This is a genomic window from Petrimonas sulfuriphila, from assembly GCA_038561985.1.
Lineage (GTDB): Bacteria > Bacteroidota > Bacteroidia > Bacteroidales > Dysgonomonadaceae > Petrimonas > Petrimonas sulfuriphila.
This window is the reverse complement of the sequence record CP073276.1, coordinates 1,857,388-1,871,906: the sequence shown is the minus strand read 5'-3', so window position 1 is coordinate 1,871,906 and position 14,519 is coordinate 1,857,388. Positions and strand designations below refer to the sequence as shown.

General features: G+C 47.2%; 11 protein-coding genes. 3 read left to right on the top strand and 8 right to left on the bottom strand.

From position 1 onward, the window contains the following. The first annotated feature begins 191 nt into the window (after nucleotides 1–191). The 3 genes from KCV26_07765 to KCV26_07755 all read left to right on the top strand — a co-directional run bounded on the left by KCV26_07765 (nucleotide 192) and on the right by KCV26_07755 (nucleotide 5,449). Nucleotides 192–1,040, top strand: a complete 849-nt coding sequence (locus tag KCV26_07765) for an energy transducer TonB (GenBank protein ID WZX38254.1) — start codon at nucleotides 192–194, stop codon at nucleotides 1,038–1,040. Between the two features lie 61 nt (nucleotides 1,041–1,101). Continuing rightward, a complete protein-coding gene (locus KCV26_07760) occupies nucleotides 1,102–3,267 on the top strand; it encodes a carbohydrate binding family 9 domain-containing protein (protein WZX38253.1) in 2,166 nt (721 codons plus the stop codon). A 13-nt stretch (nucleotides 3,268–3,280) separates the two neighbouring features. Then, on the top strand, nucleotides 3,281–5,449 hold the full coding sequence (locus KCV26_07755; protein WZX38252.1) for a carbohydrate binding family 9 domain-containing protein: 2,169 nt from the start codon (nucleotides 3,281–3,283) through the stop codon (nucleotides 5,447–5,449). 9 nt (nucleotides 5,450–5,458) lie between these two features. Here KCV26_07755 and KCV26_07750 read toward each other — a convergent pair whose 3' ends face one another. The 8 genes from KCV26_07750 to KCV26_07715 all read right to left on the bottom strand — a co-directional run bounded on the left by KCV26_07750 (nucleotide 5,459) and on the right by KCV26_07715 (nucleotide 14,518). Continuing rightward, nucleotides 5,459–6,655 (bottom strand): PLP-dependent aminotransferase family protein, encoded by a 1,197-nt coding sequence (locus KCV26_07750; GenBank protein ID WZX38251.1) that lies wholly within the window; start codon nucleotides 6,653–6,655, stop codon nucleotides 5,459–5,461. Between the two features lie 40 nt (nucleotides 6,656–6,695). After that, nucleotides 6,696–7,121 (bottom strand): ACT domain-containing protein, encoded by a 426-nt coding sequence (locus tag KCV26_07745; protein ID WZX38250.1) that lies wholly within the window; start codon nucleotides 7,119–7,121, stop codon nucleotides 6,696–6,698. A gap of 17 nt (nucleotides 7,122–7,138) precedes the next feature. Further along, complete coding sequence (locus KCV26_07740; GenBank protein ID WZX38349.1) at nucleotides 7,139–8,437, bottom strand: phenylacetate--CoA ligase; 1,299 nt, start codon at nucleotides 8,435–8,437, stop codon at nucleotides 7,139–7,141. After that, nucleotides 8,434–9,018 carry an indolepyruvate oxidoreductase subunit beta gene (locus KCV26_07735; GenBank protein WZX38249.1) on the bottom strand — a complete coding sequence of 195 codons (585 nt, stop codon included), beginning with the start codon at nucleotides 9,016–9,018 and terminating at the stop codon, nucleotides 8,434–8,436. The genes KCV26_07740 and KCV26_07735 overlap by 4 nt, the downstream gene beginning before the upstream one ends. Further along, a complete protein-coding gene (locus KCV26_07730) occupies nucleotides 9,015–10,598 on the bottom strand; it encodes an indolepyruvate ferredoxin oxidoreductase (GenBank protein ID WZX38248.1) in 1,584 nt (527 codons plus the stop codon). Before KCV26_07730 ends, KCV26_07735 begins: the two co-directional genes overlap by 4 nt. A 198-nt stretch (nucleotides 10,599–10,796) precedes the next feature. Continuing rightward, nucleotides 10,797–10,994 (bottom strand): hypothetical protein, encoded by a 198-nt coding sequence (locus KCV26_07725; protein WZX38247.1) that lies wholly within the window; start codon nucleotides 10,992–10,994, stop codon nucleotides 10,797–10,799. A 146-nt stretch (nucleotides 10,995–11,140) separates the two neighbouring features. Further along, nucleotides 11,141–13,288 (bottom strand): polyribonucleotide nucleotidyltransferase, encoded by a 2,148-nt coding sequence (gene pnp, locus KCV26_07720; GenBank protein ID WZX38246.1) that lies wholly within the window; start codon nucleotides 13,286–13,288, stop codon nucleotides 11,141–11,143. A gap of 186 nt (nucleotides 13,289–13,474) precedes the next feature. Beyond that, entirely contained in the window at nucleotides 13,475–14,518 is a 1,044-nt protein-coding gene (locus KCV26_07715; protein ID WZX38245.1) for a hypothetical protein, read from the bottom strand. Between the last annotated feature and the right edge of the window lies 1 nt (nucleotide 14,519).

Here is a 14,519-nt window from a genome sequence, read left to right as displayed (position 1 = left end):
GCGCTTCACTTCCGTAGCCGGCTGCTTTTTTTTCGTGGAAAATTAAAAAAACAGAATTACCACGATGATGAAAAACCGCCACAAATCTATGAATTTATTTGTTAATCTCAAACTGCTGCTTTAAAAACGTTACGTTTTTTTATTATCTTTGCTCTTCAAACAAAAAAGGTCTAAACATCAATAAGAAATAAATGAATTCTAAAACGTTACTTTTGTCGTTATCGGCTTTATACCTGATAACGATTTCTGCTTTTGCATCCGAAAATTCTCAGCTTCAGCCGCCCCCTGTTTACGAAGGAAAAATAATCGAAAATCCGGACATCCCTCCCATTTACACCGGAGGACCGGGTGAAATGAACAAGTTCATATCCGGAACTCTTCGTTACCCGTCCGATGCCGTTGAGCGAAATGTGCAAGGATTGGTCGTTTATACATTTATAGTTGAGAAAGACGGCACACTGACCAATTTCGATCTGATTCACCGTGCGGACTCTTCACTCGACAAGGAAGCCTTGCGTATTTTGCAATCCATGCCGCCTTGGCGTCCTGCCAAGTACAAGGAACAGATTGTCCGCTCCAAGAGCTACGTACCCATGTATTTCCGGCTGAACAAAAACGCAAAAGCTGTAGCACGCAACACAACAAATTCCGCCAACACCCTGGGCAAAACCAATCCGGAGATTGCCAACTCCGAAGTCTTTTCCATCGTGGACAAGATGCCGCAGTACCCGTACGGTGAAAAAGAGCTGGCCGGATTTATCGCTCACCAGCTTCGGTATCCCAAGGAAGCCCGTCAACAGGGAGTTGAAGGGCGAATACTCTGTTCTTTCATCGTAGCCGCCGACGGCTCTATTTCAAATATCGAAGTAGTTCAGGGGTTGCATTCCCAGCTCGACAAAGAAGCGATTCGTGTGCTCAGCCTGATGTCCAAATGGATTCCGGGTGAAAACAACGGCGAAAAAGTGAATGTGAAATGCCTGCTCCCTATCGATTTCACCATTGATGAAGAACCGATTCCGGCTCTGAGCTCGAATCCATAAGGGTATTTCAAAACGGAACAGGGCTCGATAAATAACATTCAAAAAATACATTTTCTCAAGAATGAAGAGATTTTTTGTATTTCTCCTGGGGGGAGTTTGTTCTTTTCTCCTGTTTCCCCAACAAAATCCAACGGATCCGGAGGGTATCACTATCCGCAACAAGGACTTTGTGTATACCGCCAAGAAGATGAAGGGCCGCATCCTACTTGACGGAGTGCTGGATGAGCCGGATTGGCTGTCGGCAAACAAGGCAGACAACTTTTTCCTTGTCCAGCCGGTGGATACCGGATTCCCTAAACAAAAATCGGAGGTGATGCTGGTCTACGACGATAAAGCCATCTATGTAGCGGTGGTCTTTCACGACACCATCCCCGGCAAACGTATTTTTGAGTCGTTCCGCAGGGATTATGCATTTAACAACAACGACAACTTCCTTTCCGTATTCGATACGTTTCGCGATCAAACCAACGGCTATACTTTTGAGTTTTCGGCCTCAGGCGCTATCTCCGACGGAATCAGGTCGGGTGAAACCAAAAACAGCGAATGGGACAGCAAGGTTGAGCTCAAGCTGAAGAATTACTCCGATAAATGGATCACGGAAATGAAAATTCCGTTTAAGTCGATCCGTTATCCGGCAAACAGCCAGACCTGGTATGCTAATTTCGGGCGATTGGACCTCAAGGCCAATGAGAAGTCGGCCTGGGCACCCGTTCCCCGGCAATTTCCTCATTCCTCCCTGGCCTACACGGGAGTGTTGCATTTTGAAGAACCGTTACCCAAACCCACCATGAACTTTTCGCTTATACCCTATATCTACGGCGGATATCACCGGGATTATGAAGCAAGTGGACAAGCCGGTTACCGGAGAGATTTCGGGATGGATGCAAAAATCGGAATATCAACGGCAATGAACCTGGACCTGACCTACAATCCCGACTTTGCTCAAGTGGAAGTAGATCAGCAGGTGATGAATATTGACCGTTTTGAACTATTTTATCCCGAAAAGCGGCAGTTTTTCCTCGAGAACAGCGATTTATTTGCAAACTACGGAAACACGGGGCTTACACCGTTTTTTTCACGGCGCATCGGACTGGATGCACCGGTGTTGGGAGGAGCACGGTTAAGCGGCAAGATCAACAATACCTTCCGTCTTGGGTTTATCAACATGACCACCGAGAAAACTACCGATCACCTGGCCAGAAACTTCACCGTATTGTCGCTACAAAAGAAAATTCTGGCCCGCTCCAACATCAGCTTTATGTTCGTCAACAAAGAGTACCTGAACAAGCCCGACGGTACTCTGCTCTTTAACCGTGTTGCGGCGCTGGATTTCAACCTGGCTAGCAAAAACAACGAATGGACAGGTAAAGTATTTTATCACCGGTCTTTTCAACCGAATAATCCCGACGGTCAATACGCACAAGGCGCATCCGTAAAATACAGTAAGGGTAATATCCTCATCAGCCTGGACCAGGCGGCAGTAGGTGATAATTATCTTGCAGAAACAGGCTTCGTTCGCCGCAAGAATTACATTTCGTTAAGCCCGGAATTGGCCTATTTTTTTATTCCCAATAAAACGGTAACCATACACGGGCCTTATTCCAAATTCAAGAATTATTCCACTCATCAATTCAACAAACTTGACCATGAACTGGATTTGGGTTATAAGGTCGAGTTCCGTGATCGTTCGTCCATTGCGGCAGGCATACGTAATTATTACATCAGGTTGATGCAAAACTTTGATCCAACCCACATAAGCAACGTTTTTTTACCGGTGGGGAGTGAGTATAACTACTCCGACTTCTACACCACATTCACGTCCAACAACCGCCAACCACTCAACGGAACGGCTACTTACTCCAAAGGCGGTTTTTTCAATGGAAATTACGAAATGATTGACACAAAAATGGTGTACCGGTTTCAACCCTACGTGAATTTTTCGATGAACGTTACATACACACACCTTCACTTACCGCAGCCCTTTGAAAATCATCAATTCTGGCTGGTCGGCCCCAAGCTCGACATCACTTTCACGGATAAATTGTTTCTCACCACGTTCATGCAGTATAACGAACAACTCAATAATACCAACCTGAACATCCGTTTCCAATGGCGTTACAAACCTGTATCGGACTTATTTTTAGTTTATACCGACAATTATTATGCCAATACACGTGAAGTCCGAAACCGTGCGCTGGTATTGAAACTGACCTATTGGTGGAATTAAAAACAGTAGAAACATGATCAAATCCTGGTTATCTTTTATTCTGATGGTTGCTTTTGCAATTCAAACCTTCTCACAGGGTACTCCAAACGATACCATTTCCATAAACATTCGCAATAAGAACTTCGTTTACACCGTCAAGAAAATAAAAGGTTCCATCACGCTGGATGGCGTGCTGGACGAAACCGATTGGCAGACAGCAAACCGGGTGGAGAACTTTCGTCTCGTCCAGCCGGTAGATACCGGATTTGCGCAGCAAAAATCGGAGTTGATGCTCATATACGACGACAAAGCTCTCTACATGGCCGTCATTTTTTACGATACAATTCCCGGTAAACGAATTGCCGAATCTTTCCGCAGGGATTTTGCATTTAACAACAACGACAATCTTCTCACTGTTTTCGACACATTCCGCGATCAAACCAACGGGTTTTCGTTCGGAAATTCTGCGTCGGGAGCTATATGGGACGGACTGGTATCGGACGGTTCGGTCATGAACCTGAACTGGGACAGTAAAGTGGAACTAAAGGTGAAAGATTATCCCGACAAATGGATTACGGAGATGAAAATCCCGTTCAAATCCATTCGTTATCCGTCTAAAAGCCAAACCTGGTATGCCAACTTCGGGCGCCTCGATCTAAAATCGAACGAGAAATCGGTCTGGGCACCTGTGCCTCGTCAGTTTCCGCATGCCTCACTGGCTTATACAGGAGTATTGAAATTCGATGAACCTTTACCCAGGCCGAAGACAAATTTTTCTCTTATCCCGTACCTCTACGGGGGGTATCATCAAAATTTTGACGCCGGCGAAAATGCCGGATACCGAAAAGATTTCGGACTGGACGCCAAGATCGGACTAGGCACCTCCATGAATCTAGACCTGACTTACAATCCCGATTTTGCCCAGGTGGAAGTGGACCAGCAGGTGATGAATATCGACCGTTTTGAACTGCTTTACCCCGAAAAGCGGCAGTTCTTTCTCGAGAACAGCGACCTGTTTGCCAATTACGGGGAAACAAACACTACACCATTCTTCTCCCGAAGGATAGGACTGGATGCACCGGTATTGGGCGGTGCCCGGGTAAGCGGCAAACTCGGGCAGGACTGGCGCATAGGATTTATGAACATGGCCACGGAAAAAACAGATGCTTTTGCCGTAAGGAATTTCTCGGTGTTGTCTGTTCAGAAGAAAATACTCTCTCGCTCCAACCTGGGTTTTATGATGATAAACAAAGAAACTCTTGGCGAGGGATCACAGAGGCTGTTTAACCGTGTTGCAGCATTGGACGCCAACCTGGCTTCGCGCGACAATATCTGGACAGGAAAAGTATTCTATCACCGGTCTTTCCAGCCGGGAAATCCCGACCAACAGTACGCACAGGGAGCATCGGCCGTATACAACAACGGCAAGGTCAGGATAGAGTTTCGGGAAACCGCCGTAGGTGCCAATTATCTGGCAGAGACCGGATACGTCCAACGCCGGGACTTTATCTCCTTCCGTCCCGAAATAAGCTATTTCTTTGTACCGAATAAGCGAGTGGTTATTCACGGGCCTTATGCGGAATATGACGATTATTATACCCCCGGGTTCGAAAAGTTGGACCATGCACTCGATCTCGGATATAAGCTGGAATTCAGAGACCGGTCCACCATCGCGGCAGGCATGAAGAATTACTACATAAAACTGATGCAGGATTTCGATCCGACCCACACAAGCCACACATTCCTGCCGGCAGGGAGCGATTACAGTTACACCAATATTTACACTTCGTTCACCTCCAATAACCGGAAAATGTTGAACGGAACGGTAACCTATGCCAAAGGGGGATTTTTCAACGGCCAGTACGATATGATTGATGCAAAAATGGTATACCGGTATCAACCTTTCGTGAATTTCACCATGAATGCCACATACACTAACATACGTTTACCCGAACCCTTCGAACACAAACATTTCTGGCTGATAGGCCCAAAGCTGGACATCACATTCTCACCCAAAGTGTACCTTACCACTTTTGTGCAATACAATGACCAGTTGAACAACACCAACCTGAACATCCGTTTCCAGTGGAGGTATAAACCCGTTTCGGATTTATTTATTGTCTATACCGACAATTACTTTGCGAACACGCGTGAAGTGCGTAACCGTGCGCTGGTGCTGAAGATGACCTATTGGTGGAATTGATTGATGGATTTATCCGCACACCTCCCGGATCGCTTCCGCAACGACGGGAATTCCTTTCTGAATAACATCTGTGGCCGTATTGCAAAACGATACACGTATACAATCATTTTTTACCCCGTCGGGGTCGAATGTCTTTCCGGTAACGAAGACCACTCCTTTTTCGATGGCTTTTTTCAAGATAAGCGAACTGTCCGTTCCTTTGGGCAGGTGAAGCCAGATATAAAACCCGCCACGTGGCTTTTCAAACGAAACGTAATCGGGCAAATACTTCTCTAAGGCCTCAATCATGGCCAACCCGCGTTTTTTGTACTCCTGCCGCACATTCTCAGTATATTCATAAATATAACCGTTGCGGATGAATTTATCGGCTATCACCTGTGAAAAACTGGGCGAGCAGGCATCCATAGATTGTTTGATCAATTCACACTTTTTGTAAATGTGTTCCGGAACAAGCATCCAACCCAGGCGCAAGCCGGGACCGAGAATTTTAGAGAATGAACCTGTAAAGCAGACATCAATACCCTCGGGATCCATCGTTTTTATGTTTGTCATTTTCGGCACATCCTCTTCGTAGAAGTACAAATCGCTGTAAACATCGTCTTCAATAAGCGGGATGTCCTGATCTTTCAACAATTCAATCATCTGATGCTTCACTTCTTCCGAATAAATAATACCCGCAGGATTGTGAAAATTAGGGGCAAAATAGAGGAACTTCGGCTTCGGGCCAGCAGTATTCAACGTCGTTCTTAACGCTTCTATATCGATACCATCTCCCTGGAGAGGAACAGAAACAAGATTGGCTTCGTATGATCGAAAGGCAGATAATGCTCCGATAAAAGAGGGCGTTTCAACCAGAACAGTATCGCCCGGATCCACAAAGGCTTTTGCCAGGATGTTGATCGCCTGAAGTGACCCCGTAGTCATCATCAAACGATTCTTCCCTACCGGCAATCCTTTCTTTTCAAGGTATTGCGACAGGGACTCCAGCAACGTCGGCAACCCGTTGGTGGGCCCGTATTGCATGGCAACCTGTTTTTCTTTTTCGGTAAGCGACTGATAAATATTATCTATCTTATCCAACGGGAAAAGTTCGTTACCCGGCATTCCGCCTGAAAAAGAGATGATGTCGGGAGAAGTGGCCAGGCTCATCAGGTCCCTGATTTCTGACGAACGTAAAGCGGAAACACCGTGTGCAAATCTTGTCATAATATTATTAATTTAGCTAGCAGATGTCTGGTCTTTTTTATTAAAGTTGATAAATATCGCTCTGGCGAAGCAGTTGCATCTCGTTTTTCTGCAATACCTCGATTACCTGATCGATATCCGCCGCCCGAATAACAGCTAAAGCCACATCCTTATTCGAAAATGCATACATATAATCTACATTGATCGCATTGTCTGCCAATATCTTGAGCACCTCATGCAATGCTCCGGGGCGGTCGGGCATATTCACGCAGACCACATCGGTTAGGCGCACCGAAAAGCCGGCTTCACGAAGAAACTCCTCTGCTGCGCCGGGCTTCCCCACCACCATTCTTACGATGCCGTAATCAGCTGTCTCGGCCAGGCTCAGGGCAGTGATATTGATCTCGTGCTCTGCCAGTATCTGAGTGAGATCGGTAAGCCGTCCCGAACGATCTTCCAAAAATACAGATAATTGTTTGATAATCATAGATTAAAAGTTTAAAGTCATATATGCCTGTTATCGATAATCCTCCTGGCTTTTCCTTCCGAACGTTCTATGCTGTGCGGTTCCACCAACTTAATGGCAGCTCCGATCCCCAACAGGCTTTTGATGTTGTGGTCTATGCGCCGGCGGATACCTTCAAGTTCACGAATACTGTCGGACCAGAACCGCTCGTTGATTTCTACCCGTATCTCCATAGTGTCCAGGTTGTTTTCCCGGCCAATGATAAGCTGATAATGCGGTGATGCTTCCTCCATCTCAAGGAGAACCGATTCTACTTGCGACGGGAAGACGTTCACTCCGCGGATAATAAGCATGTCGTCCGACCTTCCGAGGCATTTTCCCATTCTCACAAGCGTACGGCCACAATCGCACGTATCAATAAACAACCGGGTGAGATCTCTTGTACGGTAGCGCAAGAGTGGCATCGCTTCTTTCGTTACGGTAGTGAAAACGAGCTCCCCTACTTCACCGTAAGGAAGTGTTTCCAATGTCTCCGGATCGATAATCTCGGGGATAAAATGGTCTTCGAAAATGTGGTTCCCTTGTTGACATTCACATTCCATGGACACTCCCGGACCGATAATTTCGCTCAACCCGTATATATCGTAGGCTTTTATATTCAGCAGATTTTCAATCTGAGCACGCATTTCATTTGTCCACGGCTCCGCCCCGAAAACCCCCACGCGCAGTTTTACCTTTTCCGGAGATATGCCTTCTTTAAGGATACTTTCACCCAAATGAGCAGCATAAGAGGGTGTGCAGGCGATAACGGTAGCGTGGAAATCGGTCATGAACTGAAGCTGTTTCCTGGTGTTGCCGGTAGAAATCGGAATAACCGTCGCCCCTACTTTTTCGGCACCGTAATGCAGTCCAAGACCTCCAGTAAACGGTCCGTAACCGTAAGCAACCTGAATAGTATCGTCTTTATCAACCCCAGCCATAGTAAGGCTTCGGGCAACCACTTCCGTCCAAATCTCCAGATCCCGGTGCGTATATCCCACAACCGTAGGCTTTCCTGTTGTTCCGCTTGATGCATGAATACGCACCACATCGGTTTGCGGCAATGTGAAAAGTCCGAACGGATAGTTATCGCGAAGATCGGTTTTAGTGGTAAAAGGCAGGTGCTTTAACTGATCCACGCTTTTTATATCGCCAGGCTCAATGCCTTTTTCCTGTAATTTTTTACGGTAAGCGGGTACGTTTTCATAGATACGCCTCACCATCTCCCTCAGGCGTATGCTCTGCAGTTCGTGCAGCTTTTGCCTGTCGGCACATTCAAATTCGGGGTTCCAAATCATTTTTGTTCGTTCAATGAGTTTGCCCATCCAAGGCGGAAGGCTTTTATGTTCAGGTCCACCATCTCTTTTCCTTTTCGGTTGAAAAACATCCCGATGGCTTTTTCCAATTCTTCTGTTGCTATTTCCAGATAAGGTGCGGCAGCTCCCAGCATAACCACGTTGTACGATTTAGCACTTCCGGCTTCTTTCGCCAGCAAGCCTGCATTTACAAAAACGTGATTCGTTGAATTGGCAATGGTTTCGAGCAGTTCCTTTTCGTCGGGATAATTGCCAATATTAACATACGGTTCCGTAGCCGTCACAATAACGCCGTCGGGAGAAAGGAAGGGAAGATACCGCAACGACTCCATCGGCTCGATGGAAAGAATAAGGTCGGCTTTCCCCTTGGGAATAAGGTCGGAAAAAATCTCCCCCGAGGAAATGCGGAGATGCGATTCCACGGCTCCGCCCCGTTGACTCATTCCATGAACCTCGGCCTGTTTTACATTTAGCCCCAAATTCATAGCTGCCAGATCAATAATGGAAGCCATGGTTAAAATTCCTTGCCCTCCCACGCCGGATATGATGATGTTTTTATTCATTTTTTTCTGCTTTTCACTGCCGTCTGTACACATTCGCGCTGGGAAATAATTACCGAAACACCTTCGTATTCGAATTCTTCTTTCATCACCCTTACATTTTCCTCGAAATTCTTTTTCAACGGAACAATTTCACGGATATGGTTCTCCTCCACACCGATCCCCTTACAAATAGCAAAATACTTCCCACTTCCCGATGAGTCCTGTCCGCCCGTCATGGCTGTGGTCCCGTTGTCGGAGATAATGACAGTAACCGCACTTTTATCGTTCACGGCATCTAGCAATCCCGTAATTCCCGAGTGCGTGAAGGTGGAGTCGCCAATCACGGCAACTGCCGGAAACAACCCGGCATCGGCTGCCCCTTTGGCCATTGTTATCGATGCGCCCATATCCACACAGGTACTGATGGCATTGTAAGGCGACAAAGCTCCTAACGTATAGCATCCGATGTCCCCGAAGACGTGCCGTTGCGGATAAAGTGACATGGCCTGAACAACCGCATCGAAAAGATCGCGATGGCTGCATCCCTGGCACAACATCGGCGGCCGCGGAGCGACAATGGATGGAACAGCCGGTTCACTATTCGTTTGAACACCCAACGCCTTTGAGAGTATGTTTGGGGAAAGTTCTCCTGTACGCGGCAACGTGCCATCCAGCCGTCCCCGGAATTTCTCGTTCCCGAAAAAGCCTTTTAGCAATTCTTCGTAGACGGGGTAGCCTTCTTCAGCAACAAGAACCTCACCGTATTTTTCCGTAAACTCGCTAATTTTCTTCTCTGGCAACGGATATTGGGACAGTTTCAACACCGGTATATCCAGGGCATACGTCCGGATAACCTCCATCACATAGTTGTAGGCAATCCCAAAAGCTATAACGGCCTTATCACCCGTTCCGGAGATTACCTGGTTAAACCTGGAAAATTCAGAGAAATTGATCAGTTGAGCCTGCTTCTCAAGTAACCGGAGATAACCTTTCCTGGCATTAACGGGGAGCAGGATCCACCTGTTCTTCTCCTGGGTAGGCGCAAGTTGATTTTGCGGCATTGCCTCTCCGCCGGAAACCACTGCACGGGAATGTGACAATCGGGTAGGAATCCGAAGAAGCACGGGAAGTTTCACCTCTTCCGATAAATCGAACGCGTAACGGACAATATCGTATGTCTCCTGCTGGTTGGAAGGTTCCAGAACAGGAATCATCGCAAACTTCCCATACACACGGCTATCCTGCTCGTTTTGTGATGAGTGCATCGACGGATCGTCGGCCACCACCACTACCAATCCGCCGTGGACTCCGGTAATGGCTGAATTCATAAACGCATCTGCGGCTACGTTCAGCCCCACGTGCTTCATACAAACCAAAGCGCGCTTTCCGGCGTAAGACATGCCGAGCGCTGCCTCGTAAGCTGTTTTCTCGTTAGCAGACCATTTCGAACGCACACCCGATTCCCGGGCCTGGGGCGATTGTTGAATAAATTGTGTTATTTCGGTGGACGGCGTTCCCGGATAAGCGTAAACTCCCGAGATTCCCGCATCCAATGCAGCTTGTGCAATAGCTTCCGCACCTAAAAGTAATTGTTTGTTCATATTATTTTGCAGACTCTCAGACCACTACGCTTCTAGACATTAGATCGCTTCGCTTTCAGATACCAGCTTTGTCTATCGGTCTAATGCCTAATAATCTGCCCGTCTAAAAGAAGTTAGTTGCAAAGGTATAAAAAATAGTTAAACAAAACCGATGTTTTTCTCTTCTTTTGGGAATTTACCGGGATGCGGAAAAGGTAATCAACCGGTATACTTTTTAAAGCTATATTTCTCCCGCAACTGCGCTTTCTCTTCCGGCGCCAGGGAGGTGAAATAGGCTTTCCAACCTGGACAAAAATTGATGTGCCACCGCCAAAAACGGCCGGCCAATGACTTGGGCTTCCGGTCATACTTTGCCCTCAAGGGGCAGTCTCCGCATTTTAGTGTTGTTGATTCCATTGACTTTTGATTTAATTGTGATCAACTAAGAAACTGTTTCGCGTTACACCCGCAGATGAAACGAGTGCAACCTGACAACAAAAGTAAAAAATATCATTAAAAAAAGCGAACCGGAAAGGCTCGCTTTAACAGAGTTGTCTATTTTTTTACTCTTCAGTCCTGGGTTGTTCCGGCCTTGGAGGACGGGGCAGCAACACCTTGCGTGAAAGTTTGAATTTACCCGTTTTGGGATCAATGTCGATCAGTTTTACGGCAATCTTATCGCCTTCTTTTATTCCGGCATCTTCCACTTTTTCCAATCGTTTCCAATCGATCTCGGAGATGTGCAGCAATCCGTCTTTTCCGGGAAGGAATTCACAGAAAGCACCGTAAGGCATCACTGAACGAACGGTCGCTTCGTACACTTCACCCACTTCGGGCACAGCTACAATCCCTTTTATCTTGCGCATGGCGGCATCGATAGAGTCCTTGTTAGAAGCCGATACTTCTACACGGCCTTTGTTATCGACCTCCTCAATGGTGATGATGGCACCAGTTTCTTCCTGGATTCCCTGAATGATTTTTCCTCCCGGGCCGATAACGGCACCGATGAAGTCTTTCGGGATTTCTATCACTTCAATCCGGGGTGCATGCGGCTTCAGGTCGGCACGAGGTTCGGAAAGGGTTTCCATCATTTTACCCATGATGTGCTCGCGTCCGGCTTTAGCCTGGGCAAGGGCTTTCTCGAGGATCTCGTACGATAATCCGTCTACCTTGATATCCATCTGAGTAGCCGTAATACCGTCTTTAGTGCCACACACTTTAAAGTCCATGTCTCCCAGGTGGTCTTCATCGCCCAGGATATCGGAAAGGACGGCATAGTTCTGTCCTTTGTTTTCGGAAATCAGTCCCATAGCGATACCCGATACCGGCTTTTTCATTTGCACTCCGGCATCCATCAGGGCCAGCGTACCGGCGCAAACCGTTGCCATAGACGAAGATCCGTTGGACTCCAGAATATCGGAAACGACACGAATAACGTACGGGTATCCTTCCGGAATCATGCGTTTCAGGGCGCGATGTGCCAAGTTCCCGTGACCGATCTCACGACGTCCTGTACCGCGTTGCGGACGGGCTTCTCCCGTTGAGAATGGAGGGAAATTATAGTGTAACAAGAACCGCTCTGTGCTGTGGTTGAGCACGTCGTCGACAATTTTCTCATCTAATTTCGTACCCAGGGTAACCGTTGTGAGCGATTGCGTTTCACCGCGGGTGAACACTGCTGATCCGTGTGGTCCTTGAACATAATCCACCTCACTCCAAATGGGGCGTATATCGGTCGTGCTCCTTCCGTCCAAACGTTTTCCCTCATCCAGGATGCAGCGGCGCATCGCTTCTTTTTCCACGTCGTGGTAATACTTGGCAACGAGCGGGGCTTTTGTTTCCCGTTCTTCTTCGGGAACAGATTCCATGAATTCTTCGAGGATAGTCTCGAAAGCATCCATGCGCGCATGCTTGTCGCTGTTCTGCGAAGAAGCAACGACATACGCTTTGGGATAACAGATGCTCCACACCTGTTTGCGGAGTTCTTCGTCGTTCTCTTCGTGTGAATATTCACGTTTCTTAACCGTTCCGCAAAGTTCCATCAGTTCAAGCTGAGCCTGACACTGTTTTTTAATTTCTTCGTGAGCGAACTTAATGGCTTCGAGCAATTCGGCTTCAGAAACCTCGCTCATTTCTCCTTCCACCATCATAATGTTGTCGATGGTGGCACCCACCATAATGTCCATGTCGGCTTTTTCCAACTGACTGAAAGTAGGGTTTACAAAGAGCTGTCCGTCGACACGGGCAACCCGTACTTCTGATAGCGGACCGTTGAACGGAATATCTGAAACGGCCAATGCGGCAGAAGCAGCCAACCCGGCTAATGCGTCCGGCATATCTTCACCATCAGCCGAGAAAAGCATGACGGTTACAAAAACTTCAGCGTGGTAATCATCGGGGAAAAGTGGGCGGAGGGCACGGTCGATCAACCGGCTGGTAAGAATTTCGTAGTCTGAGGGCCTTCCTTCTCTTTTCATAAATCCGCCCGGAAATCTTCCGAAAGCGGAGAATTTTTCTTTATATTCTACTTGCAGCGGCATAAAATCTACTCCGGGGGCAGCGTCTTTGGCAGCACAAACAGTGGCCAGCAGCATGGTGTTGCCCATACGCAACTCCACGGCCCCATCAGCTTGTTTCGCCAATTTTCCCGTTTCGAGCGTAATCGTGCGTCCGTCTGACAGCTCGATTCGCTTGATGATTGGATTCGTCATAAATAAATTATTATTTTTAAATTTTGGATGTAAAATCCCACAAAGATAAGATAAAGTTTTCGTTTTGAAGCGTATAAAACCATAAAATATTGAGGGACTGTTTTGAATTTTACGAATAATATGGTTTTACTTATTCATTTCTCCGCTAGGGTATGCCTCAACCGAGTTCGACTCTACCCATTTTGCTTAACGTACACTATCCGGACAAGAGTTTATTGCAATATCAAGATAAACCGGCAAATGGTCGCTGAAACCGCCGACATACCTCGGGCCGTAATGGGTTCGGTAAGGACGTTTTATGCCGGAGGCTTTGTCTTCCTGCAGCAGAAAGTCAGGCTTGAAGATATGCGCTTCACCTCCCTTGATATATATCCTGTTGTCCTCCCTCAACAGATTTCCGCTCACGATGAACTGATCCAGCACCTCCCACCTTCCCCGAAAGAAATAGGTGCCGAAGTCTTTCTCTTTCAGTCGGTGAAAAAACAGGTTGTACAATTCTTTGTCGGAACGGTAATGACGTCGGCTCTTTGCTTTCAGCATCCGGAAGATGCTTTTGTCATGCGGGCCGTCATTGAAATCTCCCATAATTACGATATGGGTGCTTTTTCTGATCATAAAGAGGCTGTCGACCTTCCTTCGCAAAAGGGTTGCCGCATCCAGCCGGGCAGGCTCGGATTCGCGCTGGCCACCACTCCGGCTGGGCCAATGACAAACAAAAACATCAAGGGTATCACCAGAAACGATTCTCCCGGCAGCGTGCAGTATATTTCGTGTGGGGCGTACAACTTTATCGCTGAAAACAACCTCGTATTCATTTTTATCCAGCAGGTTGAATTGATGCCGCTGATAAAGCAAAGCCACATCCATACCACGCTCATCGGGAGAGTGTGTGACGATATATTCATACCCTTGCGCCCGAAGTGGCGACCGCCGGGCAAGATCATACACAACGCTGTCGTTCTCAATTTCGCAAAGCCCCACCAGGGCGGGGGAATACATACCGCCAATGGCAGTAATTACACGCGTTATGTTTCTGAGCTTCTCCCAGTATTTCCAGGGCTGCCAGTTCATGGGGCCATCGGGGAGAAACTCGTCGTCGTTTTTCAGCGGATCATCGATGGTGTCAAAAAGGTTTTCCACGTTATAAAACATAATGCGGAAGCCTGTTTGTGAAAAGGAAAACAGCACACAAGAAAAAAAAAGAAAGACCATCAGGAGAATTTTTCTCATA

Coding starts and splice junctions, on each gene's coding strand:
- KCV26_07750 (WZX38251.1), bottom strand. CDS start 6,655: ATGACAAGATTTGCACACGGTGTTTCCGCTTTACGTTCGTCAGAAATC.
- KCV26_07730 (WZX38248.1), bottom strand. CDS start 10,598: ATGAACAAACAATTACTTTTAGGTGCGGAAGCTATTGCACAAGCTGCA.
- KCV26_07745 (WZX38250.1), bottom strand. CDS start 7,121: ATGATTATCAAACAATTATCTGTATTTTTGGAAGATCGTTCGGGACGG.
- pnp (WZX38246.1), bottom strand. CDS start 13,288: ATGACGAATCCAATCATCAAGCGAATCGAGCTGTCAGACGGACGCACG.
- KCV26_07760 (WZX38253.1), top strand. CDS start 1,102: ATGAAGAGATTTTTTGTATTTCTCCTGGGGGGAGTTTGTTCTTTTCTC.
- KCV26_07740 (WZX38349.1), bottom strand. CDS start 8,437: ATGATTTGGAACCCCGAATTTGAATGTGCCGACAGGCAAAAGCTGCAC.
- KCV26_07725 (WZX38247.1), bottom strand. CDS start 10,994: ATGGAATCAACAACACTAAAATGCGGAGACTGCCCCTTGAGGGCAAAG.
- KCV26_07755 (WZX38252.1), top strand. CDS start 3,281: ATGATCAAATCCTGGTTATCTTTTATTCTGATGGTTGCTTTTGCAATT.
- KCV26_07715 (WZX38245.1), bottom strand. CDS start 14,518: ATGAGAAAAATTCTCCTGATGGTCTTTCTTTTTTTTTCTTGTGTGCTG.
- KCV26_07765 (WZX38254.1), top strand. CDS start 192: ATGAATTCTAAAACGTTACTTTTGTCGTTATCGGCTTTATACCTGATA.
- KCV26_07735 (WZX38249.1), bottom strand. CDS start 9,018: ATGAATAAAAACATCATCATATCCGGCGTGGGAGGGCAAGGAATTTTA.